23 protein-coding genes are annotated in these 25,513 nt (G+C 69.7%); 16 read left to right on the forward strand and 7 right to left on the reverse strand.

Annotated features, from left to right (window positions below; genetic code table 11):
* Window positions 1-4 precede the first annotated feature (4 nt).
* The gene (locus tag J5V16_RS00110; RefSeq protein ID WP_208493871.1) at window positions 5-1,435 is read right to left on the reverse strand and encodes an alpha,alpha-trehalose-phosphate synthase (UDP-forming); all 1,431 of its coding nucleotides are present in this window, start codon (window positions 1,433-1,435) and stop codon (window positions 5-7) included.
* Window positions 1,436-1,596: 161 nt separating this feature from the next.
* Here J5V16_RS00110 and ettA point away from each other — a divergent pair, with 161 nt between their 5' ends.
* The 5 genes from ettA (at window position 1,597) to J5V16_RS00135 (ending at window position 6,393) form a co-directional block, all read left to right on the forward strand.
* On the forward strand, window positions 1,597-3,276 hold the full coding sequence (gene ettA / locus J5V16_RS00115; protein ID WP_208493872.1) for an energy-dependent translational throttle protein EttA: 1,680 nt from the start codon (window positions 1,597-1,599) through the stop codon (window positions 3,274-3,276).
* Between the two features lie 2 nt (window positions 3,277-3,278).
* A complete protein-coding gene (locus J5V16_RS00120) occupies window positions 3,279-3,680 on the forward strand; it encodes an acyl-CoA thioesterase (RefSeq protein WP_307792821.1) in 402 nt (133 codons plus the stop codon).
* A gap of 21 nt (window positions 3,681-3,701) precedes the next feature.
* Complete coding sequence (locus J5V16_RS00125; RefSeq protein ID WP_208493873.1) at window positions 3,702-4,286, forward strand: hypothetical protein; 585 nt, start codon at window positions 3,702-3,704, stop codon at window positions 4,284-4,286.
* Window positions 4,287-4,626: 340 nt separating this feature from the next.
* Window positions 4,627-5,424: a type III secretion system chaperone family protein gene (locus tag J5V16_RS00130; protein ID WP_208493874.1), complete on the forward strand. Its 798-nt coding sequence runs from the start codon at window positions 4,627-4,629 to the stop codon at window positions 5,422-5,424.
* A 138-nt stretch (window positions 5,425-5,562) separates the two neighbouring features.
* The gene (locus J5V16_RS00135; RefSeq protein WP_208493875.1) at window positions 5,563-6,393 is read left to right on the forward strand and encodes a hypothetical protein; all 831 of its coding nucleotides are present in this window, start codon (window positions 5,563-5,565) and stop codon (window positions 6,391-6,393) included.
* A gap of 99 nt (window positions 6,394-6,492) precedes the next feature.
* On the opposite strand, the gene J5V16_RS00140 is transcribed toward J5V16_RS00135, so the two are convergent.
* Both J5V16_RS00140 and J5V16_RS00145 read right to left on the reverse strand, forming a co-directional pair.
* Window positions 6,493-6,921 (reverse strand): globin, encoded by a 429-nt coding sequence (locus tag J5V16_RS00140; protein WP_208493876.1) that lies wholly within the window; start codon window positions 6,919-6,921, stop codon window positions 6,493-6,495.
* A 76-nt stretch (window positions 6,922-6,997) separates the two neighbouring features.
* On the reverse strand, window positions 6,998-8,032 hold the full coding sequence (locus J5V16_RS00145; protein WP_208493877.1) for a mechanosensitive ion channel family protein: 1,035 nt from the start codon (window positions 8,030-8,032) through the stop codon (window positions 6,998-7,000).
* Window positions 8,033-8,286: 254 nt separating this feature from the next.
* Between J5V16_RS00145 and J5V16_RS00150 the strand changes: the two genes are divergently transcribed.
* From J5V16_RS00150 to J5V16_RS00160, 3 genes are all read left to right on the forward strand, one after another.
* On the forward strand, window positions 8,287-8,844 hold the full coding sequence (locus tag J5V16_RS00150; protein ID WP_208493878.1) for an HNH endonuclease: 558 nt from the start codon (window positions 8,287-8,289) through the stop codon (window positions 8,842-8,844).
* Between the two features lie 294 nt (window positions 8,845-9,138).
* On the forward strand, window positions 9,139-9,399 hold the full coding sequence (ctaJ, locus tag J5V16_RS00155; protein WP_208493879.1) for an aa3-type cytochrome oxidase subunit CtaJ: 261 nt from the start codon (window positions 9,139-9,141) through the stop codon (window positions 9,397-9,399).
* Window positions 9,386-9,820 carry a DUF5130 family protein gene (locus J5V16_RS00160; protein WP_208493880.1) on the forward strand — a complete coding sequence of 145 codons (435 nt, stop codon included), beginning with the start codon at window positions 9,386-9,388 and terminating at the stop codon, window positions 9,818-9,820. Before ctaJ ends, J5V16_RS00160 begins: the two co-directional genes overlap by 14 nt.
* A gap of 53 nt (window positions 9,821-9,873) precedes the next feature.
* Here the strand turns inward: J5V16_RS00160 and J5V16_RS00165 are convergent, their stop codons facing one another.
* The gene (locus tag J5V16_RS00165; protein ID WP_208493881.1) at window positions 9,874-10,806 is read right to left on the reverse strand and encodes a hypothetical protein; all 933 of its coding nucleotides are present in this window, start codon (window positions 10,804-10,806) and stop codon (window positions 9,874-9,876) included.
* A 148-nt stretch (window positions 10,807-10,954) separates the two neighbouring features.
* Entirely contained in the window at window positions 10,955-13,495 is a 2,541-nt protein-coding gene (pepN, locus tag J5V16_RS00170) for an aminopeptidase N (protein WP_208493882.1), read from the reverse strand.
* 102 nt (window positions 13,496-13,597) lie between these two features.
* Here pepN and J5V16_RS00175 point away from each other — a divergent pair, with 102 nt between their 5' ends.
* The 6 genes from J5V16_RS00175 (at window position 13,598) to pyrE (ending at window position 19,304) form a co-directional block, all read left to right on the forward strand.
* Window positions 13,598-14,803 (forward strand): DUF1015 family protein, encoded by a 1,206-nt coding sequence (locus J5V16_RS00175; protein ID WP_208493883.1) that lies wholly within the window; start codon window positions 13,598-13,600, stop codon window positions 14,801-14,803.
* Between the two features lie 9 nt (window positions 14,804-14,812).
* Window positions 14,813-15,280 (forward strand): ribose-5-phosphate isomerase, encoded by a 468-nt coding sequence (locus J5V16_RS00180; protein ID WP_208493884.1) that lies wholly within the window; start codon window positions 14,813-14,815, stop codon window positions 15,278-15,280.
* Between the two features lie 120 nt (window positions 15,281-15,400).
* Window positions 15,401-15,835, forward strand: a complete 435-nt coding sequence (locus J5V16_RS00185) for a hypothetical protein (RefSeq protein WP_208493885.1) — start codon at window positions 15,401-15,403, stop codon at window positions 15,833-15,835.
* A 127-nt stretch (window positions 15,836-15,962) separates the two neighbouring features.
* Window positions 15,963-17,654: a serine/threonine protein kinase gene (locus tag J5V16_RS00190; protein WP_208493886.1), complete on the forward strand. Its 1,692-nt coding sequence runs from the start codon at window positions 15,963-15,965 to the stop codon at window positions 17,652-17,654.
* 211 nt (window positions 17,655-17,865) lie between these two features.
* Entirely contained in the window at window positions 17,866-18,744 is an 879-nt protein-coding gene (locus tag J5V16_RS00195) for a phytanoyl-CoA dioxygenase family protein (protein ID WP_208493887.1), read from the forward strand.
* 26 nt (window positions 18,745-18,770) lie between these two features.
* Window positions 18,771-19,304: an orotate phosphoribosyltransferase gene (gene pyrE, locus J5V16_RS00200; RefSeq protein ID WP_208493888.1), complete on the forward strand. Its 534-nt coding sequence runs from the start codon at window positions 18,771-18,773 to the stop codon at window positions 19,302-19,304.
* A gap of 46 nt (window positions 19,305-19,350) precedes the next feature.
* On the opposite strand, the gene J5V16_RS00205 is transcribed toward pyrE, so the two are convergent.
* Both J5V16_RS00205 and J5V16_RS00210 read right to left on the reverse strand, forming a co-directional pair.
* Window positions 19,351-21,150 (reverse strand): Stk1 family PASTA domain-containing Ser/Thr kinase, encoded by a 1,800-nt coding sequence (locus J5V16_RS00205; RefSeq protein ID WP_208493889.1) that lies wholly within the window; start codon window positions 21,148-21,150, stop codon window positions 19,351-19,353.
* 52 nt (window positions 21,151-21,202) lie between these two features.
* Complete coding sequence (locus tag J5V16_RS00210) at window positions 21,203-23,428, reverse strand: HelD family protein (RefSeq protein WP_208493890.1); 2,226 nt, start codon at window positions 23,426-23,428, stop codon at window positions 21,203-21,205.
* 276 nt (window positions 23,429-23,704) lie between these two features.
* Between J5V16_RS00210 and J5V16_RS00215 the strand changes: the two genes are divergently transcribed.
* Both J5V16_RS00215 and J5V16_RS00220 read left to right on the forward strand, forming a co-directional pair.
* The gene (locus J5V16_RS00215) at window positions 23,705-25,270 is read left to right on the forward strand and encodes a sodium-dependent transporter (protein ID WP_208493891.1); all 1,566 of its coding nucleotides are present in this window, start codon (window positions 23,705-23,707) and stop codon (window positions 25,268-25,270) included.
* Window positions 25,267-25,377 (forward strand): methionine/alanine import family NSS transporter small subunit, encoded by a 111-nt coding sequence (locus J5V16_RS00220; protein WP_208493892.1) that lies wholly within the window; start codon window positions 25,267-25,269, stop codon window positions 25,375-25,377. Before J5V16_RS00215 ends, J5V16_RS00220 begins: the two co-directional genes overlap by 4 nt.
* Window positions 25,378-25,513: the final 136 nt, after the last annotated feature.

The raw sequence follows: 25,513 nt of genomic DNA on the forward strand, positions 1-25,513 counted from the left end.
GGTATCAGACTTCGGCAGGCGGGCTGCCCGGATTGTACGCCGCGCTGCGCTCCGGAACTCCTAGCGCTGTGAGGAAACTGCGCGCCCAGCGACTCACATCGTGCTTGCGCAGATAACGCCTCATGGCGCGCATCCTCTTCATCTTATCGTCGAGGGACGCGTTCGCCGCTGTCACAAATCCGTCTTTCAAATCGGTCAAATCATGCGGATTTACCAGGAACGCCTGCCGCAGATCGCCTGCGGCACCGGCGAACTCGCTCAGGACGAGCGCCCCGCGGTTGTCGATGCGGCTCGCCACGTACTCCTTCGCGACCAGGTTCATCCCGTCGCGCAGCGGGGTCACCGCCATCACGTCGGCCGCCTGGTACAGCGCCGCCAGCTCGTACCGGTCGAAGCTCTGGTGCAGGTAGTGCACCGCCGGGAGCCCGACCTGCCCGTACTCGCCGTTGATCCGCCCGACCTGCCGCTCGACCCGCTCGCGCAGCTTCATGTACTGGTCGACGCGCTCGCGGCTGGGGGTCGCGACCTGGACCATGACCGCGTTCGGCACCTGCAGCCGGCCGTCCTCCAGGAGCTCCCGGAAGGCCTTGAGCCGCTGCTCGATGCCCTTGGTGTAGTCGAGCCGGTCCACGCCGAGGAAGATCGTCTCCGGCTCGCCGAGCTCGGCGCGGATCTCCTTGGCGCGCTGGCGGACCCGCTCGGTGCCCGCGACCTCTTCGTTGTGGGCGGTGTCGATGGAGATGGGGAAGGCGTCGGCGCGCACGAGCCGGTCGTCGACGGTGACGTAGTGCCCCCGCGGCCGGTAGCCGAGGAGGTGCCGGGTGAGCGCCAGGAAGTTCTGCGCCGCGAGCGGGCGCTGGAAGCCGACCAGGTCGGCCCCCAGGAGGCCCTTGAGGATCTCCATGCGGTGGGGGAGCTGCATGAACAGCTCGACCGGTGGGAACGGGATGTGCAGGAAGAACCCGATCCGAAGGTCGGGGCGCCTCTCGCGCAGCATTCCGGGGACGAGCTGGAGCTGGTAGTCCTGGACCCACACGACCGCCCCGGGGGCGGCCTCGCGGGCGCAGACGTCGGCGAACCGCTCGTTGACCTCGTAGTAGGACTTCCACCAGGAGCGGCGGAAGACGCGGGGCTCGACCGCGTCGTGGTAGAGCGGCCACAGCGAGGCGTTCGAGAACCCCTCGTAGTAGCGCAGGACCTCGTTCTCGCTCAGTGAGACCGGCAGGAGCGTGACGCCGTCGGACTCGAAGGCGGCGGGCGCTTCGCCGGCGGTGCCGGCCCAGCCGATCCACGTGCCGTGATTGGCCTGGAGAACGGGTTCGAGGGCGGTGACGAGGCCGCCAGGGGATCGGCGCCAGGTTCGGTTTCCCTCGTCGTCGACCACGGAGTCGACGGGGAGGCGGTTGGCTACGACAATGAAGGATGCGTTGCTCAATTCGGTTTTCCTCCTTTTGACAAGCCTACCGGGACCGGTGAGCGAGCGGCGGCGGTGACGCAGACGGTCCCGCGACGGCCCGATTGGCGGTTACCCGCGCGGACTTGACATCATTGACACCGGTCAGTTCAGTCCAGCTCGTCGCATAGCGAAGGATCAGCGTGGCGCAGTTCATCTACACCTTGGAAAAGGCGCGCAAGGCGCACGGTGACAAGGTCGTCCTCGACGACGTCACCCTGTACTTCAACCCGGGTGCGAAGATCGGCGTGGTCGGCCCCAACGGCGCCGGTAAGTCCAGCCTCCTGCGCATCATGGCTGGTCAGGACCAGGTCTCCAACGGTGAGGCGAAGCTCGCCAACGGCGCGACCGTGGGCATGCTCGCGCAGGAGCCGCCGCTGAACGAGTCGAAGACCGTCATGGAGAACGTGATGGAGGCCGTCGCGGACATCCAGGGCAAGCTCGACCGGTTCAACGAGGTCGCCATGGAGATGGCCACCGACTACACCGACGAGCTCATGACCGAGATGGGCCGCCTCCAGGAGGAGCTCGACGCCGCCAACGCCTGGGAGCTCGACTCGAAGATCGAGCAGGCCATGGACGCGCTGCGCTGCCCGCCCGGCGACTGGCCCGTCACCAACCTCTCCGGCGGCGAGCGCCGCCGCGTGGCGCTCTGCAAGCTGCTGCTCGAGGCTCCCGACCTGCTGCTCCTCGACGAGCCCACCAACCACCTCGACGCCGAGTCCGTGCTCTGGCTGGAGCGCCACCTGGCCTCCTACGCCGGCGCCGTGATCGCCATCACCCACGACCGGTACTTCCTCGACAACGTCGCGGAGTGGATCCTCGAGCTCGACCGCGGCCGCACCTACCCCTACGAGGGCAACTACTCCACCTACCTGGAGAAGAAGGCCGAGCGCATGAAGGTGGAGGGCCGCAAGGACTCCAAGCTCCAGAAGCGCCTCAAGGACGAGCTCGAGTGGGTCCGCTCGAACGCCAAGGGCCGCCAGACCAAGTCCAAGGCCCGCCTCGGTCGCTACGAGGAGATGGCCGCCGAAGCCGAGAAGACCCGCAAGCTCGACTTCGAGGAGATCCAGATCCCGCCGGGCCCGCGCCTCGGCTCCACCGTCATCGAGGTCAAGGACCTGGTCAAGGGCTTCGACGGCGAGACGCTCATCAACGGGCTGGACTTCAACCTGCCGCGCAACGGCATCATCGGCATCATCGGCCCGAACGGCGTGGGCAAGACCACCCTGTTCAAGACCATCGTCGGCCTCGAGAAGCCCGACTCCGGCACCGTGAACATCGGCGGCACCGTCGACATCTCCTATGTGGACCAGAACCGGGCGGGGCTGGACGGCGACAAGTCCGTGTGGCAGGTCGTCTCCGACGGCCTCGACTACCTCATGGTCGGCAAGGTCGAGATGCCTTCGCGCGCTTACATCGCCGCGTTCGGCTTCAAGGGCCCGGACCAGCAGAAGCCCACCAAGGTCCTCTCGGGCGGCGAGCGCAACCGGCTCAACCTGGCGCTCACCCTCAAGCAGGGCGGCAACGTGCTCCTGCTCGACGAACCCACCAACGACCTCGACGTCGAGACCCTCTCGAGCCTCGAGAACGCGCTCCTGGAGTTCCCCGGCTGCGCCGTGGTCATCAGCCACGACCGGGCCTTCCTCGACAAGGTCGCCACCCACATCCTCGCCTGGGAGGGCGACGATGAGAACGGCCTGCCGAAGTGGTTCTGGTACGAGGGCAACTTCGAGGCCTACGAGAAGAACAAGGCCGAGCGGCTCGGCCCCGAGGCCCTGAACCCGCACCGGGTCACCCACCGGAAGCTCACCCGGGACTAGCCGTGGCGCGCTTCAAGACCGATGTCGCCCTGCGCTGGTCGGACATGGACGCCTTCGGGCACGTGAACAACAACCAGTTCATGGTGCTGCTCGAAGAGGCCCGGGTCGCGATGATGTTCTCCGCCGCGGCCGAGTCCGGCATCCCCGGCTTCCGCGAGGGCGTCGTCGTGGCCCGCCACGAGGTGGACTTCCTGCTGCCCGTGGTCGTGCCCGCCGAGGCCCGCGTCGAGCTGTGGGTCGAGCGGATCGGGAACTCCTCGTTCTCGTTCGCCTACGAGCTCATGGCGAACGACAAGCTCGCGCTGCGCGCCAAGACCGTGATGGTGCCGTTCGACACCGCCAGCCAGCGGCCCCGGCGCCTCACCGCCGAGGAGCGCGTCTACCTCGAGCAGTGGACCGACTGAAGCTGCGGTGACCGACCTCCGATGACCGATCCGACCACCGCCGGGGACGACGCGGCCTTCGCTTCCCGCGCCGCCAGGCTCGACCCCGACACCCTCGTGCTCGCGCAGGGCGGCCGCCTCTGGGCCGCCCTGCCCTTCGGGGTCCTCGCCGTCCGCGAGGCCTCGGGCTCCGCGCTCGCCGACGGCGACAGCGCCTTGCCCGACGGCGTCTACCGCGCCGGCGACCTCGCGGCAGGCACGGCCGCGCCCCGACTCGCGGCCGAATGGCGCGGGCGGCTCCCAAAGCAGCCGTGGACGACCGTCGAGACCGTCCCGGCCGCCGACATCGCCGAGATCGACCGCAAGGCCGCCCAGGCCCTGCGGGAGCGGCGCGGCCAAGGAGTGGGCGACCGGCGCCTGCGCGACGCCATGCTCGACCACGTCACCCTCCGCGTCGAACACGACGGCCGGATCTACCCGGTCGAATTCCGGCTCGTGGCAGGGCTGTGCCGCATGGGCTTCCTCGGCGAGGATCCGGTGCGGGTCCTCAAGGCGGGACGGCGCATCGGCCTCGCCGGGACCTACGGCACCGTCTGGGACCGCGACCGCGGTCTGCCGATGTTGTGACCGATTCAGAACACTGAGTGACCGTCACACGATCGGTGACGGATACCCGACGTCCGGAGGATGGGACGTCCCTTCCTGTTCTGATACATATGAAACCGGTGACAGTACCCCGTTCGCGCCTGCGAACAAACGCGCGACGGTTCATACTTTCGGTCAGGATTGGTTGACGGTTGTGCCATGTCAGTGGCGAGCCCTAGTCTGCTCACTGCAACACGACGTAACTTGGCTATGCCCCGCGAAGCACGACCAATCGCACCAATGGTTCAGCCCAGCATGAATGCCAACGTATTACCCAACACTGCCAGTGATTCGCATTTTGGGTGGGAAGGCGGACAACACCATGGCATGGTGGCGCAGCAGAAAACGCGACGCACAGCAAGAGTCGACCGCCGAGGCGGTCGCCGAAGCCGACAGCGAGCTCGGCGGAGCCGCCGAGCGCGCCCAAGCGCGCGGCAGCCAGCCGAGCGCGGTCCCGAACCCCCGCGCCGAGCGGCACGAGGACCCCGAGGTCGACACTGAAGCGCTCGAGATCGACCTCGAGTTCGCCTCCCGCGAGCTGCGTCACGAGCTCACCGCGGAGCAGCTCCTGCTCGGCCCCGAGCGCGAGCAGATCTCCGAGGTCGACCGCTGGCACCTCATCAAGCGGGACCTCGAGGAGATCGACCCGGAGTTCATCAGCGACCTGGAACAGATCGCGGCCGACGCGGTCGCCCAGGAGACCGACGAGGCCGCGCCGCTCGACTCGGACCGCATCATCGCGGCCCTGAAGAACCTCGACATTCGCTACCTCGTCGACGAGAACGGCGGCATCGTGGCCCTCTGGGAGCGCCACATCGTCCAGGTCCGCGCCGAGGGCCCTGACGCCGACATCCTGGTGCTGCGCGCCCGCGCCTACCAGACCGTCCCCCGCGAGTGGGCCGAGCGCGGCTACGCGGCCATGAACGAGTGGAACCGCACCCGCAGGTTCCTCAAGGCCTACCTCGGCGAGCCGACCGACTCGGGCGCGCTCCCGGTCTTCGGCGAGATCCAGGTCCCCGTCCGCCCCGGCATCACCACCGCCCTGCTCGAAGAGCTCATCGACTGCGGCACCGCGATCTCGGGCACGTTCGTGGAGTGGCTCGAGGGCGAACTGCTCTGAACCCTGCCGGTCTGACCGTCGCGTCCGCCGCCCCGGGCTCCGAAAGGAGCCCGGGGCGGCGCTTTTGCGCAGGTGCGAACGGCTTTCGACCGGTACGATCATGAGGAACCCCCACCTCCAAATTGGATAGGAGACCCCATGGACCCCGCACCCCAAGGCTCGCGACCCCCCGCCGCACCCGCCCCGGCCTCACCGAACGCCGACCCCGAAGCGCCGCAAGCGGAAGCCACCGCCAAACTCCCCGCTCCTTCGGTCTTCACCGGCGAGAACGACGCGACCGTGAAGGTCGTTCCGGGCACCGCCTCGCAGCCCCCTGCAGTGCCCGCACCCTCCGCGTTCGAAAAGGACGACGACTTCCTCACCGAGACCCAGGCGCCCACGGTCGCCCCGGGAGCGGTGCCCCCGGCACCGGTCTCCTCGACCGGCGCCATGCCGCAGACGACCCTCCCGTCGCCGGTGGCCCCGCCCGCCCCCGCCTACGCGATGACCCCGCCCCCCATGGGATCTCCGGGCGGAGCGCTGCCCGCCCCGCCCGCCATGCCGACCGGTCCCGCGCCGCTTCCCCCGGCTCCGCGCAAGCCCCGCAACCAGGGCGCGATCACGTTCGCGGTCATCGCGATCGTGCTGTTCATCGCCGCCGCGGCCTTCGGCATCCTCTACTCCGAGAAGGCGAACGACTTCTCCGACCAGGCCGACCGGCTCGCGGCCGCCGAGGCCGAACGCGACGAGCTCGACGCCGCGAAGACCGAGCTCGAGGACGAGATCGTCGCCCTCCAGCTGGAGCGCGACAACCTCCAGGCCGACTCGGAAGCCCGGCAGGTCTGCTCCGACGCGCTCGACGTCCTCATCGCCGACGAGTACCCGGGCACCGTCGACAGCCTCGAAGACCTCGCCAGCGCCGAATACCTGGCCTGGGCCGAAGCCCACGACGAGCTCTACCGTGAAGTCGAACGGCAGTGCCTCGTCTGATCTGACGCTGGTACGACGACGGAGCGGCGGGTCTCCCCGCCGCTCCGTCTCGCGTCTGGTGTCTTGAGTTCTAGGCGTTCCGCGTGCTGCTCAGATGCTTCACGCGTTCCGCATGAAGTCCGCGGCCCGCTCCATGTACTCCCACATGACCTTGTCGTACTCCGGCGGCAAGGCGACCTCGTCCATGGCGTGGCGCATGCAGCGAAGCCAGGCGTCGCGCTCGCGCTCGCCGATCGTGTAGGGCGCGTGGCGCATCCGCAGGCGCGGGTGGCCCCGCTCCTCCGAGTACGTGTGCGGCCCGCCCCAGTACTGCTCGAGGAACATCTTCAGCCGCCGGGCGGCCGGGGCCAGGTCCTCTTCGGGGTACATCGGCCGCATGATCGGGTCGTCGGCGACCTGCGCGTAGAACGCGTTCGTCAGGCGCTCGAAGGTTTCCTCGCCGCCCACGGCCTCGTAGAAGGACTGCGTGGGCGCAGGCTGTCCGGTCGGGGTCAAGGCGACCACGGCGCGCGGGCTGTCACTAGGCATCTCCCAATCGTGCCAAGGGCGGGACCGACTGGAAAGCCCATCCGGCGCGCGTCACACCGAATGGGCCGCACATCACCTAAGCGGTCGTCCCGGCCGCCCCGGGAGCACCAGCGGCCCCGCCGTTCGCGACGGTCCGGGGCACGTAGATCCGGCCGGCCGACGCGAGGTCGATGATCCCGGCCGCCCGCAGCGCCTCGGTCACCCGCAGTCGCAGCTCGCGGCCGGCCGCCCACTGCTTGTCCGAGGTGGTCCGCACGCCCAGGCGCACCTTGATCTCGTCGATCGTCATCTCGATCGGGCCGAGGTACTCCGGCTCCTTGAGGATGTGCTCGCTCCACTCCTCGTCCTCGACGAAGCCCTCGGCGACCTGCGTGATGATCTCCCCGGCCCGGTCGATGTCCGCCGTCGGCGGCAGCGGCGTGTCCACCACCACGTACGCCCAGCTCTGGCTGGAGTTGCCGACCCGCAGGATCTGGCCGTTGCGCACGTACCACAGCGTCCCGTCGAGCGACCGCAGCGTGGTGACGCGCAGGCCCATGTCCACCACGGTGCCCGTGGCGTCGCCGACGTCGACGTTGTCGCCCACGCCGTACTGGTCCTCGATGAGGATGAAGATCCCGGCCAGGTAGTCCTGCACGAGGTTCTGGGCACCGAAGCCGATGGCGATGCCGGCGATGCCCGCGCTGGCGAGGATCGGCGCGAGGTTCACGTTGAAGGCGCTGAGGACCAGCATGAACGCGACGGAGAAGATGACGATCCCGGCGACGTGCTGGAGCACGCCGGTGAGGGTCTCGGCGCGCTTCTCGCTGCGGTCGCCGAGGAGCTCGTCGCGGCGGGCGTTGCCCGAGCCGAGCTTGTCCGCGAGCTCGGCGATCGACTGCGGGCCCTTGATGGAGGTGACCTGCTTGATGATGCGGCCGATGGCGCGGTTGACGAGCCAGCGGAGGAAGAGGGCCGCCAGGACGATGAGCAGGACCTGCCCGATCTTGTCCAAGACCGCACCGCCGTCGACGGCGAAGCCCTCGCTCTTGGTGATGCTCCACAGCATCGAGCACGAGTTGAAGCCCGCGTCGCAGGGCGAGGCCTCCTCGGTGGCGGCAAGCAGTTCCACGTTCGTCCTTCTCAAGGTCATGAGGGCGCGGCCGCAGTGTTCACAGGCCGCGCGCACCCTTGCCGACGGCCGTCCCATGCGGCGTCGCCTCGGGTTCGCACAGACGATATTCGCGCGTCATTCAAGATCCCACGGAACCAGGGTGCAATTTTCTGAGATTTAGGTCAAACTTGACGGGACCGATGGCTTGGAGGTACGTCACCGTGATAGGTCCTCGACATAGGAGCGCTCTCGACAGCGACCCCGCCCCAGGGATGCTCCCGAATCTCTTCACGCACCATGCGCCCGCGCTGGGCTCCGCCCTCGTCCTCAACCAGAGTTACGAGCCTCTGTGCGTGATACCAGTCAAGCGGGCGGCAGTGCTGCTGCTCACTCGGAAGGCCGAAACCGTCACTCCTGGTGACGGTTTTCTGCGCTCGGAATCCATGCACATTCCCGTCCCCTCGGTGGTCCGCCTCAACCGGTACGTGCCGATTCCGAGGCAGGTCGGGGCCAGCCCTTCGCGGCGCGGCGTGTTCGCCCGCGACGACTGGCGCTGCGTGTACTGCAACGCCTCGGCCGAGACCATCGACCACGTGGTGCCCCGCTCGCGCGGCGGGACGCACACGTGGGACAACGTCGTGGCGGCGTGCGCCCCCTGCAACCACCGCAAGAGCGACAAGACCCTGGCCGAGCTCGGCTGGCGCCTCCCTCGGGTGCCCCGGCCGCCCTCGGGCTGGCAGCTGCGCGGCTTCCGCGGCCAGCGCCGCCCCGACCCGGCCTGGGAAGCCTGGCTTCCCAAGCACGGAAAGGAGCGCGCCCGGCTCTCTTAGGGGCCGCCATCGGACGTGCGGGGCCCGTCGCCGGTCGTGAGACCGACGGCGGGCCCCGTTCGCGTGCATGCCCCTCCGCACCAACGCATCACGGGCATGTGCGACCGGGTGCACCGGAGTTACCACCTGCGGCGATGTGAGGGGCGTAATTGGATTAGTCTGAGGGCCATGGTCAAGGCGCCCGCCCGCCGACCCGGACACGACCGGGCGGCGGCGCCCGCTAACCAGCCGCAACGAAGCGGGGTGTCGGCGCCCGCATGCCGACCACCCTGTACCTGCATTTAGGGGAGCAACATGACGTTCCAGGACTGGCTGATACTGTTCGGCGCCCCGATCCTGGTTGTGGTCGCGGTCTTCGCCGTGATCTTCCTGCGGCACCCGCGGCCGCAGTCCCGCTACCGCGCGGGTGAGCCCTACAACTTCAAACCGGTGTGGTTCGTCGCCCGCAATGGCGCGGTGGCAGGCGAGTCCGGCTTGGCCGAACTCGAGTCGGGCGCCCACGGCGCCGCGACCGTCGCCAGTGGACCCAAGGGAGGCTCGCATGGCAAGTGGTAACCAGGTGGTCATCGTCGAGGGCGTCGACAAGAGCCCCGAGGAGGTCCAGCCGGCCGTCCTCGAAGGCCCCTTCGACACCCGCGAGCTGCTGCACATCGACGAGGCCCTGTCCGTGGCCGAGCGCGACGGCGGCGGCCTCCACTACAGCGTCTACGTCGGCCCGCTGCACGACCCGGTCCGCGGCGCGGCCGAGGCCCTGCACGACAAGCTCGCCGACCCGGACCGCTCGATCCTCATCGCCGTCTCGCCCGAGCAGCGGCAGCTGGAGATCGTGACCGGCAAGCTCGCCCAGGAGAAGATCCCGGACCGCTCCGCGGCCCTCGTGGTCTTCTCGATGGAGGCCGCGTTCGGCGCCGGCCAGCTCGCCGGCGGCATCATCACCGGCCTGCGCATGCTCGCGGAGACCGCCGCGAGCCGCTAGACCTCGACATGCGACGAAGGCCCGGAAGCCGCGGCTTCCGGGCCTTCGCGCTGCTACTTCGACTTGCCGGTCTCGGCCGGGAACTGGCGCTTGAGCAGGTCCTCGGCCTCGGTGAGCTCGAGCTTGGAGATGAACTCGACCCACGAGAGCGAATCGGCGACGGTCTCGCGGATCGACAGGATCGTCGTCCCCGGGATGCGCATCGTCAGGGTCGCGGGGGAGCCGATCTGCTTCTGGGCCAGGACCGCCTCGGTCGGCTGGCCGTTGAGGCCCTTCGCGAGCTCGAACACCGCCGACTCGTTCTCCTTGGCCTTCGGCACCCATTCCATGTCGCGCTTGAGCATCAGGGCCGCGCCGACGGTCTTGCCGCCGGACTCGCCGCTGTAGGTGAGCACGATCCGGTTCGCGTCCCCGCGCGCGCTCGACAGGCTCCACGCCGTGTCGACGACGTCCACGAGCTGGCCCTGGAAGCGCCGCACCGAAGTGCGCGCCTGCTTGGCCTGGCGCCGGTCCGCGAGCGGCTTCGCCACGACCCGGAACGCCACGACGAGCACCGCGAGGACGAGCACGCCGATGCCCACCGCGGCCACCTCGTGCAGCCCGGCGTCGAGCGACCAGATGATCGACATCGGCACGAGCACGCCCGAAGCGAGGCCCAGGAGCGGCTTGAGCCAGAACGGCCCGTTCCCGCCCGGCATGCGCAGCGGCGCCATCAGCCCGATCACGGCCGCCGTGACCAGCGCGATCCCCGTGAGCTCCGGCGCGGGCACGTCGTAGCGGCGCAGCCAGTCCACGGCCCACCAGGCCATGAAACCGGAGCCGATGAGCACGGTCGGGATGAGCAGCACGACGGCGAACATCAGCTGCTGGGGCTGCGGCCGGGTGCGCGAGGCGAGCACCGGCCCGAGGAGCAGGAGCGGCAGGACGATCCCGAACAACGCGACCAAGGTGGCGCTCAGGACGGCCACCGGCAAAAGCGCGGACAAGGCGGCTCTTCTCCTCTTCTGTGTCCGGGTCGGCGCGGGCGGGCACCGGGGGGTGGAACACGGCGAGCTTACCAACGGCGTGAGAAGCGCTCAGGGCTCCGGGACCTTGCACGGCGGTCCCGGAGCCCTGACGCGGTTTGATCCGAGGCTAAGCGGACTTGTCCAGTTCACGGCCCTTCAGGGCGCGGGCCACATCGGCCCGGCCCTCGGCGACGCCGCGCTTGACCGGCGCGGGCCGGTCCTCGGCGAGCCACGCGTCGAGCGCCTCGAGGGTCTCGGTCTCGATCAGGTTCGACGGGAACGCGAGCTTGGAGAACTCGACGGCCTGCTGGGCGCCCAGCTTCTCCCACAGCTCCGGCACCGCGTCCAGGTACGGGCGCAGGTACGGGCGCACCAGGTCGGCCTGGTCGAGCGGCGCGAAGCCGAGCATCGAGGACCGGCGGACCCAGTTCTCGGAGTTCGGGTCGGTGATCCGCTCCCAGGCGCGCTGCTTCGCTTCCGCGTTCGGCACGACCGCGCGGGCAATGATCGCCAGGCGCTGGCCGTCGGCGGTCGAGTCGCGGTCGAGCTCGGTGTCGATGGCGTCCTCGGGGACCGCGCCGTTGCCGACGAGCCCGGTGAGCAGCGCCCACCGCAGGTCGGCGTCGACGGCCAGGCCCTCGGGGACCTCGCGGTCCTCGAGCCACCCGGCGATGCGGGCCAGGTCGGCCTCGGATCGCGACGCGGACGCGTAGGCCTTCGCCCACGACCGCTGCGGGTCCGAGCCCGGCGCGGCGGCCTCCATCGCGGCCTTCGCGGCCTGCGCCCAGGACTCGCGCAGCGCGGCCCGGTGCGCGGGGTCGGCGTAGGCGAGCGCCCCGGCGACCTGCCGCTGCGCGACGGTGACGATGTTGATGTCCGTCTCGGTGGTGAGGCTCTTGGTGCCCAGCGCCACGAACTGCGTCGCGGAGAGCTCGGCGTCGCGAAGCATGTCCCACGCGGCGGCCCAGATCAGGGCGCGGGCGAGCGAGTCCTCGAGCGCCGAGGTGTGCTCGACGGCCGTGGCGAGGCTCCGCTCGTCCAGGCGCAGCTTCGCGTACGTCAGGTCGTCGTCGTTGAGCAGCAGCAGGTCCGGCTGCTTCACGCCTGCGAGCGCCGCGATCTCGGTCGCTTCACCGGTGACGTCCACTTCGATCCGGTCGCGGCGCACGAGCGCGCCGCCCTCGAGGTCGTAGAGGCCGATCGCGATGCGGTGCGTGCGGTGGGTCGGGTGCTCGGCCGGGACCTCCTGCAGCACGGTCACCTTGGTGTAGTTGCCCTCCGCGTCGACCGCCACGTCGGGACGCAGGGTCGAGACGCCCGCGGTGCGCAGCCACGTGTCCGCGAAGTCCTTGAGCGGCTTGCCGCTCGCGGCCTCCAGCTCGCCGAGCAGGTCCTGGAAGACCGCGTTGCCGAACTGGTGCTTCTCGAAGTAGGCGCGCAGCCCCGCCAGGAACGGCTCGATGCCGACGTACGCGACGAGCTGCTTGAGGATCGAGGCGCCCTTGGAGTAGGTGATGCCGTCGAAGTTGGCCTGGATCTCCTCGGTGTCGCCCGCGGCGGTGTACACCGGGTGCGTGGTCGGCTGCTGGTCGGCGCCGTAGCCCCAGTTCTTGCGGGCCGAGAGGAACGTGGTCCACGCGCCGTCGAACCGGGTGGCCTCGACGTTCGCCCAGTGGCTGGCCCACTCCGCGAAGGACTCGTTGAGCCACAGGTCGTCCCACCAGCGCATGGTCACGAGGTCGCCGAACCACATGTGCGCCATCTCGTGCAGGATCACGTTCGCGCGCTGCTCGAGCTCGAAGTCGGTGACCTGGGAGCGGAACAGGAACGAGGCCTCGGCGATCGTGATGCAGCCGAAGTTCTCCATGGCGCCGAAGTTGTACTCGGGGGCGAAGACCTGGTCGTACTTCGGCAGCGGGTAGCGGACCCCGAAGTGCTCGTGGAAGTGGTCGAAGCCCTGGCGGGTGACCTCGAAGACCCCTTCGGGGTCGAGGTAGTCCTTCATCGACTGGCGGCAGTACAGGCCCAGGTCGATCCCGTCGTGCTCCTCGTGCACCCCGAAGTACGGGCCCGCGCAGATCGCGGTGATGTACGGGCTCATCCGCACCGACTGCTCGAACAGGGTCACCTTGAGGCCGATCTCGTCGACGACGGTCTCGGACTCGGCCGGCATGTTCGAGATGACGGTCCAGTGCTTGGGGGTGCGCACCTGGAATGTGAAGGCGGCCTTGAGGTCGGGCTGGTCGAAGCAGGCGTACACGCGCTGCGCGTCGGCCACCTCGAACTGCGAGTAGAGGTACGTCTCCTTGTCGACCGGGTCGACCATGCGGTGCAGGCCCTGCCCGTCGGTCGAGTACGCGCAGACCGCGTTGACGACCAGTTCGTTCTCGGCCGCGAGGCCGGTGATCTTCAGCCCGGCCTTGGGGTCGAAGGCCGTGAGGTCGACGGGCTCCCCGTTGAGGTAGGCGTCTTCGATGCGCTCGGCGGCGATCTCGATGAACGTCTCGGCACCCGGTTCGGTGCAGGAGAACTTGACGGCGGTGCGCGAGCCGAAGGTGTCGCCCTGCTCGTGCCCGGTGAGGTCGAGCTCCACGGTGTAGGACTCGACGTGGAGCAGCTCAACGCGTCGCTGAGCCTCGTCTCGAGTGAGAATGTGCGTTGCCGCCACAATGCCTCCAGTCAGGGTTCGGATATGAAAGAAGTGTGTCACATCTCGGGAGTTCACTCGGCGGCCACGTCGCCGACGAACAGGGTCGATTACGCTCGTGGCGTGACTGCTGCACACCCGATCGACCAGGCCTGGCTTTCCACCGGGAGCACTGGTGCGAAGAACTACGACGAGTTCCCCGACGAAACCGAGATCACCCGGATCATCGAGGCGAACCCCGCGTCCATGCTGGGCGTCGAGATGCCCGCCCACACGCCCGAAGCGGTGGCCGCGGGCCTGACGTTCGAGCAGGCCCTCCCGGCCGCCGCCGAACGCCTCGCCGCGCTCAAGGAAGCCGGGCGCTTCGCCGCGTTCGGCGACGTGGCCGTGGCCTACCGGATCTCCGGCGGCGAGGAGCCCACCGCGTACGGCGTGTTCTGCCTCGTCGACACCGCCGAGATCTCCTCCTCCGCCGAGGAGCCCGGCAAGGTCATCCGCAACGAGGACGTCTTCATCGAGAAGGTCAAGCAGCGCAACGAGCTCAACCAGCGCCTGCGCCACCTCCTCAGCCCCGTCCTGCTGCTCCAGTCGAGCCGCGGCGAGGAGCTGCACGCCGCGATCGAGACCGCGATCGCCGGCGCCGGCGAGCCCGTCGCCAAGGACGTGGACGAGGCCGGGCGCTCGCACGAGATCTGGGCGATCGGCGGCGACGCCGGCGAGGCCCTGACCGCGCTGGCCGGGGACGGCGACCTCATCGTCGCCGACGGCAACCACCGCTCGCTCGCCGCGCAGGTCGGCGAGCTCGACCGGTTCCTCGCGGTCATCACCACCCCGCAGTCGGTCGTGATCCGCCCCTACCACCGCCTCGTCAAGGGCCTGCCCGGCTCGGCCGCGCAGCTGGTGGAGCAGATCGGCCAGATCGGCGCCTCGGTCATCGAGACCGACGGCCCCCCGGAAACCCCGGCCGAGGGCGGCACCGTGGTCGTCTACGGCCAGGGCCGCACCTGGGAGATCGCGTTCCCCGCAGTGGAGGGCTCGGTCGTGGACCGGCTCGACCACACGCAGGTCGAGAACGAGGTCTTCACCGGACTGCTCGGCTGGGACGCGGGGGACAAGCGCATCACGTACGTGGGCGGCGACTACCCGGCGTCGTGGCTCGCCGAGCAGGTGGACGCGGGCAAGGCCGACCTGGCGATCCTCATCGCCCCGGTCACGGTCCCCGACTTCATCGACGTGAACCTCCAGCGGCTCAAGATGCCGCGCAAGTCCACCTGGTTCGTGCCGAAGGCGCGCGCCGGTCTCGCCATCGTCGAGCTCCCGAAAGGCTAAGGTCCCATCGTGCGCATTTATCTCGCCTCCGACCACGCGGGCCTCGAACTCAAGGACCACCTGGTGAAGCACCTGGGCGGCCGAGGCTTCGAGGTCGTCGACGTGGGCCCGCACCAGTACGACGCCGAGGACGACTACCCGCCGTTCTGCCTCAACGCCGCCTCGCAGGTCGTGGCCGACAAGGGCAGCCTCGGCATCGTGATCGGCGGCTCCGGCAACGGCGAGCAGATCGCCGCGAACAAGGTCCCGGGCTGCCGCGCGGCCCTGGCCTGGAGCGTGGAGACCGCCAAGCTCGGCCGCCAGCACAACGACGCGAACGTGGTCGCCATCGGCGGCCGCATGCACTCGCTCGAGGAGGCCACCAGCTTCGCCGACGCGTTCGTGGACGAGGCCTTCTCCGGGGCCGAGCGCCACCAGCGCCGCATCGACATGCTCACCGAGTGGGAGGCCACTCACGAGCTGCCCGAACTGCCTTAAGACGCAACACCGTCGAAGGGCCCGGGGCGAATGCCCCGGGCCCTTTCGCGTCGGCGAAAACCAGGCGAATTCGGAAGATCGCATCTAGAGATATTGGACGCCTGTTGGTAGCGTCGACACATGTCCAAGGGTTTTCGCGTTCTCCTCCAGATCTTTCAGACGATCGGTCTGCTCGGAACCTTGCTGTTCCTCACCGCTTCGCTCCTGTGGTACATCGCCGACTTCGACCTGACCGGCCTCGCCGAGGACTCGGCGCCGGTCGAGCTGTGGGCCATCGGGTTCGGCGTGCTCACTCTGGCGCTCTCGCCCGCGCTCTGGTCGCTCTCCCGTGCGGGCGGCCAGGTTGCCGCACCCGTCTCGACGGGCAGCTTCGACCGGGTCGCGTTCGAACCCGTCGTCTCGCCGAAACCGCAGCAGCCCGGCGGCGTGTTCGAGCCGATGAACGCGAGCCAGGCGCCCGCCCCGCCCGCCAGCTCGTACGGCCAGCCCTCCGCGGGCGGCATCACCCCGGCCTCCTCGCCGCAGGCCGGCAGCCCCTGGAACCCCGGGCGCTGAGCCCGCGGACCCCGCGCCGGGTTGTCAGCTGAGACGATGCGAACAGCACCGCCTCTGGGGGCCGTGGAAGGTGGATTCCGGGCGTTACGCTATTGGCTCGGATCTATTCATCGCGAAGGACCACCTCATGTCGCACGCCACCGTCGACCTCGTCTGCGGACCGGCCGACCCCCTGCCGGGGTCAGAGCAGAGCTACCGGCTGACCGGCCTGCTCGGCTCGGGCGGGCAGGCCGACGTGTACCAGGCCGTCCGCGTCTCCGCCGGGGTCGCCTCGGCGCCGCTGAGCGTCAAGGTCCTGCGCCTCAACCCCCATGACACCCGCGAGCACCAGTTCCGCTCCTGGGACAAGGGCGACGCGGTCCTCATGGACCTCCACGGCCGCGACGTGGGCTCGATCTGCCGCCGCATCGACGCGTTCTACGGCCGCCTGCCGCACCCGCCCGGCCAGGCCCCGCAGGGCGAGCCGGTGCCGTTCCAGGTCCTCGAGTACCTGCCCGGCCACGACCTGCGCCAGCTCCTGCAGTGGCGGCTCGGCCGCGTCGACGCCGCGCGCACCCTCAAGTCCGTCGCCGAGGTCATGCGGGCCATGCACCACCCGCCCACGGGCGCGCACCCCGTCCTGCACATGGACCTCAAGCCCGCGAACGTGATCATCGGCCCCGACGGCTCGGCGAAGGTCATCGACTTCACCGGCGCCCGCTACTACACGCCCGCGCACCTGACCACCATCGCGTACACCCGCGAGACCGCCGGGCCCGAAGCGCACCAGGGGAGCGTCGGCCCCGCCTACGACGTGCACGGCTTCGGCTCGATCGCGTTCTACCTCGTCACGGGCGCGAGCGCCCGCACCGACTCGCCCGGCCAGGAGCAGTCGGTGCCGTGGGCGCGGCTGCGCAAGCACCCGGTCCTGGAGTCGAACCCGCGCCTGCGCGAACTCTTGACCGCGCCCCTCGACGACAACCCGGACAACCGGCCGCGCACCGAGGAGCTGCCGCGCTGGATCGGCGAGCTGTGCGCCGTCGTCTCCCGCTCGAACCTCCCCGACCTCGGCGTCGACTGGAACACCCAGCACCAGGGCGGCCCGCACTCGATGCCGATCGGCGGCACCCCGATCGACTCCGCCGCGACCCGCCGCCTCGACCTGGCGCCCCCGCCGCTCGCCGCGCCCACGCAGGTGACGCCCGCTTCAGCGCCGCCCGCCGACAGCACCCGCGTGATGGCCGACGGCACCCGCGTCATGGAGGCCGGCGTGCCCCCGCAGAGCCCGGCCCCGCAGGAGAAGCCGGTCGCCGGCCGCGTGCGCGTGCCCGGCCAGAACGAGCGCCCCGACGCCTACTCGCCCGGCCGCTCCGCCGGGCCGTCCCCCGAGCGCGGCCCGCTGCCGCGCCTCAAGCTCGCCACCGACCCCGAGGAGCCGAGCGAGCGCGAGCTCGACAAGGCCGACCGGCCGCCGCTGCTCGGCCCGCCCGGATCGCTCTCGAAGGGCTTCGAGCTCTCCGTGATCGGCGCCTTGTTCTCGCTCATCATGTGGCTCATCTGGGCCCTCCAGCAGGGCATGGAGACGCTCGGCAGCCAGGTCTTCAGCTACCTGTTCGTGCTCGCCGTGGCCGTCGGCGTGTTCTTCCTGATCCGCGTCGCGGGCGGCATCCTGTGGGGCCGCTGGCTGCACGCCAAGCGCAAATCTGCGCGCCTCGCGCACCTCGCGACCGGCGTCTTCCTGTTCATGGTCGGCATGAGCTACCTCGACCAGCTCAGCTGGTCCTGGATCTCGCTCGACTTCGGCTGGTTCGACTGGATCACCGATCTTTTCGGAGAGTAGCGAAATCGGCACGATGCGGGAGGTTTCACGACTTCCCATGGAAGTTCGAGTCTTTCTCCAGCGCTTCCGAAGTGATCGCGCCTACCATTTCCGGTAATGAACGCCGCGGGAGTCTTGCCTGATTTTCCGATTCCCGCGGTGCAACCGCCGAGGGCGGATCACGCGTCTATGTAGACGACAAGATCCCCCTGGAAACCGGAAAGGCATTGAGATGACCGCATTGACATCGGTCGGTGCCGCAGCTCTTACCCCTGAGCAGCGTGAAGCCTTCGATCGCGACGGCTATCTGATGATCCGCGGCGCGCTCGACGCCGCTGAGATCCAGCGTTGCAACGACGCTCTGGACCGCGTGTACGAGCTCGAGAGGGAAGCGGGGCGCCTGAGCCCCGAAGGCGCGATGCACCGCCTCGACGCCGTCACTTCCTGCCCGGAACTCGCGTTCCTCCTCAACCACCCCAAGACCTTCCACTACGTGTGGTCGATCCTGGGCTGGAACTTCCACGTCTACCACTCGCACGTGGACAAGCACCCGCCGATCGAGGGCAAGCGCCCCTTCCGGTTCGAATGGCACCAGGACGGCGGCCGCCAGAACCGCGAGACCGAGACCGACCCGCGCCCGCGCCTGTCCGTCAAGCTCGCCTACTTCTTCACCGACCTGACCGAAGAGGGCCGCGGCAACACCAAGATCATCCCCGGCTCCCACAAGTGGAACCGGATCGACGGCCCGCCGCGCCGCGACATGGAGTGGCCCGACCCCGAAGGCGCCATCGAGGTCACCGGCAACGCCGGCGACGTCATGTTCTTCGACCGCCGCATCTGGCACGCCCGCAGCGACAACTACTCGGACCTGACCCGCAAGGTCGCGTTCTTCGGGTTCACGCCGCGCTGGATCCGCGCCCGCGACATCGTCGACCACCTGCCGAACGAGCCGTGGTGGAACGACCTCGACCCGGTGCAGCAGCAGATGCTCGGCGGCCACATGGCCACCGGCGACCACGGCTGGGGCCACTGGCCGAAGGAGACGCCGCTGTACAACTGGCTCGCCGAGCGTGACCTCCTCGACCCGGATTACCCGCCGCTGCGCCCGTAAGGGCCCGCACGTGGCAGGCTGGCCGCATGAGCACCACTGACCTCGCCCGCGACATCTTCAACCGCTCGCACCTGACCGGGGAGTTCACCCTCCGGTCCGGTGTGGTCGCGCACGAGTACTTCGACAAGTACCTGTTCGAGTCCGACCCGGTCCTGCTGCGGCGCATCGCCGAAGCGCTGGCGCCGCTGGTGCCCGCGCACGGCGTGGACGCGCTGGCCGGGCTCGAGACCGGCGGCATCCCCATCGTGACGATGCTGTCGCAGGTGACGGGGCTTCCGGCCCTGTTCGTGCGCAAGGAGGCCAAGACGTACGGCACGTGCCGTCTGGCCGAGGGCGGCGAGGTCGAGGGGCGGCGACTGTTCATCGTGGAGGACGTGATCACCTCGGGCGGCGCCGTGCTCGACGCCGTGGCGGAGCTGCGGAACCGGGGCGGGATCGTCGAGGGCGGCCTGTGCGTCATCGACCGCGAGTCGGGCGGCCTGAAGAACCTCGCCGAGATCGGCGTGACGATCCGGCCGCTGTTCACGATGACCGAGCTGAAGTCGGCAGGGGCGAACTAGCGCCATACGGAGGAGGGCCGGACGGGTGACCGTCCGGCCCTTCGCCTCATCTCGCCCAGAGCCAGATCTCGGTCCCCTTGGGGTGCTCGCTGCCGGCGTCGAGAGACTGCTCGAAGACCGTCCCGGTGAACCAGATCTGCGCGGTCTTGACGGTGAACCCGAGGCTTTCGAGCTCCTCGGTGGCCTGCTCGATGTCCATGCCGACCACGTCGGGGATCTCGACGGGCTCGGGGCCGTCGCTGATGACGAGGTCGACGGTGTCGCCGGGCCCGGCCGGGGCCTCGCCCGCGGGGGTCTGCGAGATGACGAGCCCCGCGTCGATGGTGTCGCTGTGGCTGCGGGTGACCTCGCCGATCTCCAGGCCCTCGGTCGTGATGTCCGAGCGGGCGTCGTCTTCGCTCTTGCCCACCACGTTCGGGACGGTGAGCGGCGGGAACCCGTCGGAGACGAAGACCGTCACCGGGGTCCCGGCCTTGACCTCTTCACCCGCCGGAGGATCGGTGCGGGTCACCTCGCCCGCCCTGATGTCGACGCTGTACTCGTGCTCGACCTCGATCTCGGCGTTGAACTTCGAGAGCTCTTCGCGGGCCTTGTCCTCGGGGAGCCCGGCGAGGTTCGGCACCTGGTACCGCTCGGGCCCTTGCGAGACGACCACGGTGATAGTGGAGCCGCGGCGGATGCGGTCGCCCACACCGGGGTCCTGCGAGACGATCCCGCCCACGGGCACGCTCTCGCTGTAGCCGTCGACGATCTCGACCTCGAAGCCCGCCTCTTCGGCGAACGCCTCCACGGACTCCCGCGACTGGTCGAGCAGCGACGGCGCGGCCGTGTACCGGCCGATGCCGATCCACCATCCGGCCGCGGCGACGCCGACGAGCAGCGCCACGATGAGGCCGAGCGTGAGCAGCGCCTTCCACGACCGCTTGGCCTTCGGCGGATCCACGACCATCGTCGTCTGCACGACCCGCGTGGGCCGCGGGACCTTCCCGGTGCTGCCCTTGGCGGGCCGCACGTCGATCGCATGGAGGCGGCGCAGGAACGCCCCGGCGTCGACCGGGCGCGCGCCGGGCCGCCGCGCGGCGGCGATCATCACCAGCTCCGCGAGGCTGTCGGGAACGTCAGGGGCCTTCACCTGCGGGGACGGCACGTCCTCGTCGACGTGCCGGCGCGCCACCGCTCCGGAGTCGGGGCCGTCGAACGGGACTTCGCCGGTCAGCAGCTCGTACAGGAGGATCGCGGTCGAGTACACGTCGCTCGCGGTCGTGGCGGGCTTGCCGTTCACCAGCTCGGGCGCCACGTACGCGGCGGTGGCGACGAGCGGGCCGCCGGTGTCGCGGTCGCCGTGGACCGCTTCGGCCAGACCGAAGTCCACCACCTTGACGCGGTCGCCGCGGCCGCCGTTCTTGAGCAGGATGTTCTCGGGCTTGATGTCGCGGTGCACGAGCCCGGCGTCGTGCGCGGCCTGGAGCCCGTCGAGGAGCTGGCCGCACAGCTCCACGGCCTCTTCGAGGCGCAGGCGGCGCCGCCGGTTGAGCAGGTCGCGCAGGGTCGTGCCGGGCACGTACTCCATGACGACGTACGGCAGTCCCTCGTGGACGCCCTGGTCGAACACGGCCACGATGTTCGGGTGCGAGAGCCGCGCGATGGTCTTGGCCTCGTCGGCGAAGGCCTTCACGTCGAACCCGGCCACCGCCGCGTTGGTGATGATCTTCACCGCCACGGTGCGGTCGAGGCGCTCGTCCCGCGCCTCGTAGACATCGGCCATGCCGCCGCGCGCGATGAGCCGCTCGAGCCGGTACCGCCCGTCGATACGCGCGCCGGTCAGGTCCCCTGTCGTCGTTGTCAACCCGCACCTCACTCCCACTTCTGGTGATCAGTGTAGGAGCTGGGAACGACTCTTACAGGACCTCTGCGCCGGGGAACACAGGCTTGTCAGGCGCCACGACGCCGAGGCGCTTGGTGGCCCGCGTCAGCGCCACATAGAGGTTCCGCAGGCCCGTGCCCGCGATCGCGTCCGGGTCGACGACGATCACGGAGTCGAACTCGAGTCCCTTGGCCTGCTTGACAGTGAGCACCGCCGCATCGGCGATGCCCGCGAGCCCCGCCGCGCGCTCAGGCGTGGTCACGATCGCCACGCTGCCCTCGCCGATCGCCGCCTTCTCGGCCGCGACCAGCTCCTCGACCCGCGCGTCCAGGTCCTCCTGCGCGATCTCGAGCCACGGCCGGTGCCCCGACTCGCGCACCGAGCGCGGCCGGGCCGCCTCCACGTCGATCGCGTCGAGCACCCGCGCCGCGACCTCCATGATCTCGGCCGGGGTCCGGTACGAGACCGTCAGCCGCTCGGCCCGCCAGTCGAGCCCGGCGTTCCCGAACACCTCTCCCCAGCGCTTCGGCGCGGTCGGGCCGGCGGCCTGCGCCAGGTCCCCGGCGACGGTGAACGACCGCGTCACGCAGCGCCGCAGCAGCGCCCGCCACTCCATAGGGGACAGTTCCTGGGCCTCGTCGACGATCACGTGCCCGAAGATCCAGCGCCGGTCGGCCGCCGCCCGCTCCGCCACGGACACGAACCGCTCGTCGACCTGCCGCTCGCCGAGCCAGAACTCGTCGATGACGTCGGTGGCCTGCAGGATCTCCGACTCCTCGTCCTCGAAGTCGAACGAGGCCGAACCGGCCGCGATCGTGAGCACATCCTGCGCGTACGCGATCTGCTCGGCCGTGAGCTCGCCGGCCCGCTGCTTCACCTCGACCTCGCCCAGGTGCTCGGCGGCCTCGTCGAGCAGCGCGATGTCCGCCTCGCTCCAGCCGCCCGGCTGGCGCAGCAGCAGCGCCCGCTCCTCCTTCTTGAGCACCGCCGCCGCCGAGGCGATGAGCTCCCGGGACGAGAACAGGTCCTCCAAGAGCTCCTTCGGCGTCAGCTCGGGCCACAGCACCTCGATCTGGCCCCGGATCACCGGATCGGAGGCGATCTCGACCGCGAACTGCGCCCGGTCCTCCAGGCCCAGCAGGTTCTCCCCGCCCAGCGGGTCCTCGCCGATGATGTCCGCGTACTGGATCGCCAGGTCGGCGATCACCCGCTTGTGGAAGGTCTCGCGCGCCTCGTTGTGCGGCAGGCCCGTCTCGCGCGCCGCGTCCCGCGCCGCCGTGATCTTCTCGGGCCGCAGGAACAGCTCGTGGCCCTCGAAGTCGACCGGCACGGGCTCGCGCGGCACCACCTGGCGGTCGGCCACCGCGCTGGCGATGACCCCGGCCATGACGGCCCGGCCCTTGACGGCGGCCGCGGCCTCGGTCTCGGGCCGGTCGGCGACGACGCCGGGGAACAGCTGCGCGGGCGTGCGCAGCAGCACGTCGGACTCGGCGAGGCCCGGCAGGACCTCGGAGATGTAGCGGAGGAACTGCTTGCCGGGGCCGATGATGAGCACGCCCTGGCGCTTGAGCCGCTCGCGGTGCTCGTAGAGGAGGTAGGCGGCGCGGTGCAGGGCGACGGCGGTCTTGCCGGTGCCCGGCGCGCCGTCGACGATCATGACGCCCTCCAAGGGCGCGCGGATGATCCGGTCCTGCTCGGCCTGGATCGTGGCCACGATGTCCTGCATCGTGCCGGTGCGGGCCGCGTCCAGCGCGGCCATGAGCGCGCCCTCGGAGCCGATCGTGGAACCCGACTCGCTCGCGGCGTCCAGGTCCAGGACCTCGTCGTTCACCGAGCGCAGGCGGCGTCCCTTGGTGTGGAGGTGGCGGCGGCGGCGCACCCCGGCGGGGGACGCGGCGGTGGCGAGGTAGAAGCGGCGGCCCGCCTCGCTGCGCCAGTCGACGAGCATCTGCTCCCCGCCTTCGGCGTGGATGCCGATGCGGCCCAAGTACATCGGCGCATCGCCGTTGAGGTAGTCGAGCCGCCCGAAGCACAGGCCCTCCTCGACGGCGTCGAGCTCGGCGATGCGGCGGCGGTACAGGTGCGTCTCGGCGTCGCGCTGCGAGCGCTCCTGGTCGTTCTCCACATGCTTGCGGCGCGACTCGCCGAGCCGCTCGGCGCTCTCGTCGCGCAGGCGGTCGAGGCGGGCGTACAGCTCGTCGAGGCGCTGCTGCTCGAACAGTATCGCCTGCTTGACGGCCGGGTTGATGGCAGCGGACACGGCTCTCCTCTGAAGCGGAGCGGACGGATTCAAGACGACATGCGCGGAATGGTCCTGGGCGCTGCGAGGAAATCGACTCGCCAGTGTCTCCTAGGCCGCGTGAGGCGCAACTGAAAAAGCTTAGCTCTTGTGAGGCGGCATCGTCTCCTCTTGCCACGTGCGCGGAGACCGCGCGCACAGCGCATTCGCCGCACTCGTGCGCTCCAGCGGCACTGGCTTCGCTACCGTATAGGCCGATATCAGTGCCCTGACCCCGATGTACTTGGAGAGCTGCCCATGGCGCGAGAACCGAATGTCAGAGAGAACTGGGGGAGCAGGCTCGGGTTCATCCTCGCCGCCGTCGGCTCCGCCCTCGGTCTGGGGAACATCTGGCGCTTCCCGGGCGTCGCCTACGAGAACGGCGGCGGCGCGTTCCTCATCCCCTACCTGGTCGCCCTGTGCACCGCGGGCATCCCGCTGCTCATCCTCGAGTTCACGATCGGGCGCCGCTTCCGGGGCTCGGCCCCGCTGGCCTTCCGCCGCCTGAACAAGAACACCGAGTTCATCGGCTGGTGGCAGGTGGCGATCTCGATCGTCATCGGCGTCTACTACGCGGTCATCATCGCCTGGGCCGCCTGGTACGCGTTCTTCTCGCTCGAGCAGCAGTGGGGCGAGGACCCGGCCGCGTTCCTCATGGTCGACTTCCTCCAGGCCGGCGGGCTCTACGACTTCGGGACCTGGCTCCCCGGCCTGGCCGTCGCCCTCGCCCTGGTCTGGCTCGCCACTCTCACGGTGATCGGCGCGGGCGTCAAGAAGGGCATCGAGGCCACCAGCAAGATCTTCATCCCGCTGCTGGTGGTGCTCTTCGGCGCGCTCCTGGTGCAGTCGCTCACGCTCGACGGCGCGGTCGACGGCCTGAACGCGTTCTTCACACCCGACTGGGAGGCCATCCGCGGTCCGCAGGTGTGGCTCGCCGCCTACGCGCAGATCTTCTTCACGCTCTCGGTCGGCTTCGGCATCATGATCACCTACGGCTCGTATCTCAAGCGCAAGTCCGACATCACCACCTCCGCGTGGACGGTGGGCATGTCGAACTCGTTCGGCGAGATCCTGGCGGGCATCGCGGTGTTCTCGGTGCTGGGCTTCCTCGCGCTCGAGACCGGCGTGCCGATCGACGAGCAGTCCTACCAGGGCGTGGGCCTGGCGTTCATCGCCTTCCCGGCGATCATCAACACCCTGCCCTACCTCGCGGGCCTGTTCGGCGTGCTCTTCTTCGTGTCGCTGGTGGTCGCGGGCTGGGCCTCGCTCATCAGCGTGGTCGAGGTCCCGGTCGCGGCCTTCGAGGACCGCTTCGGCTGGGGCCGCAGGAAGACCGTCGCGATCATCGGCGGCGGCATGGCCGTCGTCTCGCTCATCCTGTTCCCGACGGTCAACGGCCTCATGGTGCTCGACGTGACCGACCACTTCATCAACAACTACGGCATCGCGGTGGCCGCTCCGGTCGCGATCATCGCCGTGGTGTGGGTCCTGTGGCGGTGGAAGGAGCTGCGCGACGACGCGAACGCCACCTCGGCGTTCAAGATCGGCCCGATCTGGTTCGCCTGCCTGGGCGTGATCACGCCGTTGGCGCTGGCGGTCATCCTGTTCTTCAACGTGCGGGACCTGCTCGCGGCCGGCCCCGACAGCCCGCTCGCGGACTACCACGAGTACCAGGCGTTCGGCTGGGCGGTCGCGGGCGGCTCGCTCGCGTTCGCGCTCATCATGGCGCTCGTGCTGCGCCGCAGGGAAGGCCCCCCGGCCGTTCCGGAAGAGGTCTTCGACGAGGCCGGGTTCACTGCGATCGAGAAGGAGGTGGACCTGTGACTCCCAGCGCCATTGCGATGATGATCGTCGCGCTCTTGGTGGTCGGCGGCGGTCTGCTCGTCTCGATCATCGCGCTCATCAGGAATCCCGAACAGCACGAGGACTGACCTCGGCGACCTGTCGACGATGGCCGCGCGCGAACTGTGCGCGGCCATCGTCGTTCCCCTGCAAGCGACACGGGCGGCCTGGCACGGCCGCCCGTGTCGCGCGTCTCGCTTGACGCCGCCGTGGTCCTGCCCTACC

The sequence above is a fragment of the Glycomyces niveus genome (assembly GCF_017592475.1).
Classification (GTDB): domain Bacteria; phylum Actinomycetota; class Actinomycetes; order Mycobacteriales; family Micromonosporaceae; genus Glycomyces; species Glycomyces niveus.

Bases quoted from the DNA above. Each gene is read 5' to 3' on its own strand.
- J5V16_RS00125 (WP_208493873.1), top strand. From the start codon at position 3,702: ATGACCGATCCGACCACCGCCGGGGACGACGCGGCCTTCGCTTCCCGC.
- J5V16_RS00130 (WP_208493874.1), top strand. From the start codon at position 4,627: ATGGCATGGTGGCGCAGCAGAAAACGCGACGCACAGCAAGAGTCGACC.
- J5V16_RS00135 (WP_208493875.1), top strand. From the start codon at position 5,563: ATGGACCCCGCACCCCAAGGCTCGCGACCCCCCGCCGCACCCGCCCCG.
- J5V16_RS00140 (WP_208493876.1), bottom strand. From the start codon at position 6,921: ATGCCTAGTGACAGCCCGCGCGCCGTGGTCGCCTTGACCCCGACCGGA.
- J5V16_RS00150 (WP_208493878.1), top strand. From the start codon at position 8,287: ATGCTCCCGAATCTCTTCACGCACCATGCGCCCGCGCTGGGCTCCGCC.
- ctaJ (WP_208493879.1), top strand. From the start codon at position 9,139: ATGACGTTCCAGGACTGGCTGATACTGTTCGGCGCCCCGATCCTGGTT.
- J5V16_RS00160 (WP_208493880.1), top strand. From the start codon at position 9,386: ATGGCAAGTGGTAACCAGGTGGTCATCGTCGAGGGCGTCGACAAGAGC.
- J5V16_RS00185 (WP_208493885.1), top strand. From the start codon at position 15,401: ATGTCCAAGGGTTTTCGCGTTCTCCTCCAGATCTTTCAGACGATCGGT.
- J5V16_RS00190 (WP_208493886.1), top strand. From the start codon at position 15,963: ATGTCGCACGCCACCGTCGACCTCGTCTGCGGACCGGCCGACCCCCTG.
- J5V16_RS00195 (WP_208493887.1), top strand. From the start codon at position 17,866: ATGACCGCATTGACATCGGTCGGTGCCGCAGCTCTTACCCCTGAGCAG.
- pyrE (WP_208493888.1), top strand. From the start codon at position 18,771: ATGAGCACCACTGACCTCGCCCGCGACATCTTCAACCGCTCGCACCTG.
- J5V16_RS00215 (WP_208493891.1), top strand. From the start codon at position 23,705: ATGGCGCGAGAACCGAATGTCAGAGAGAACTGGGGGAGCAGGCTCGGG.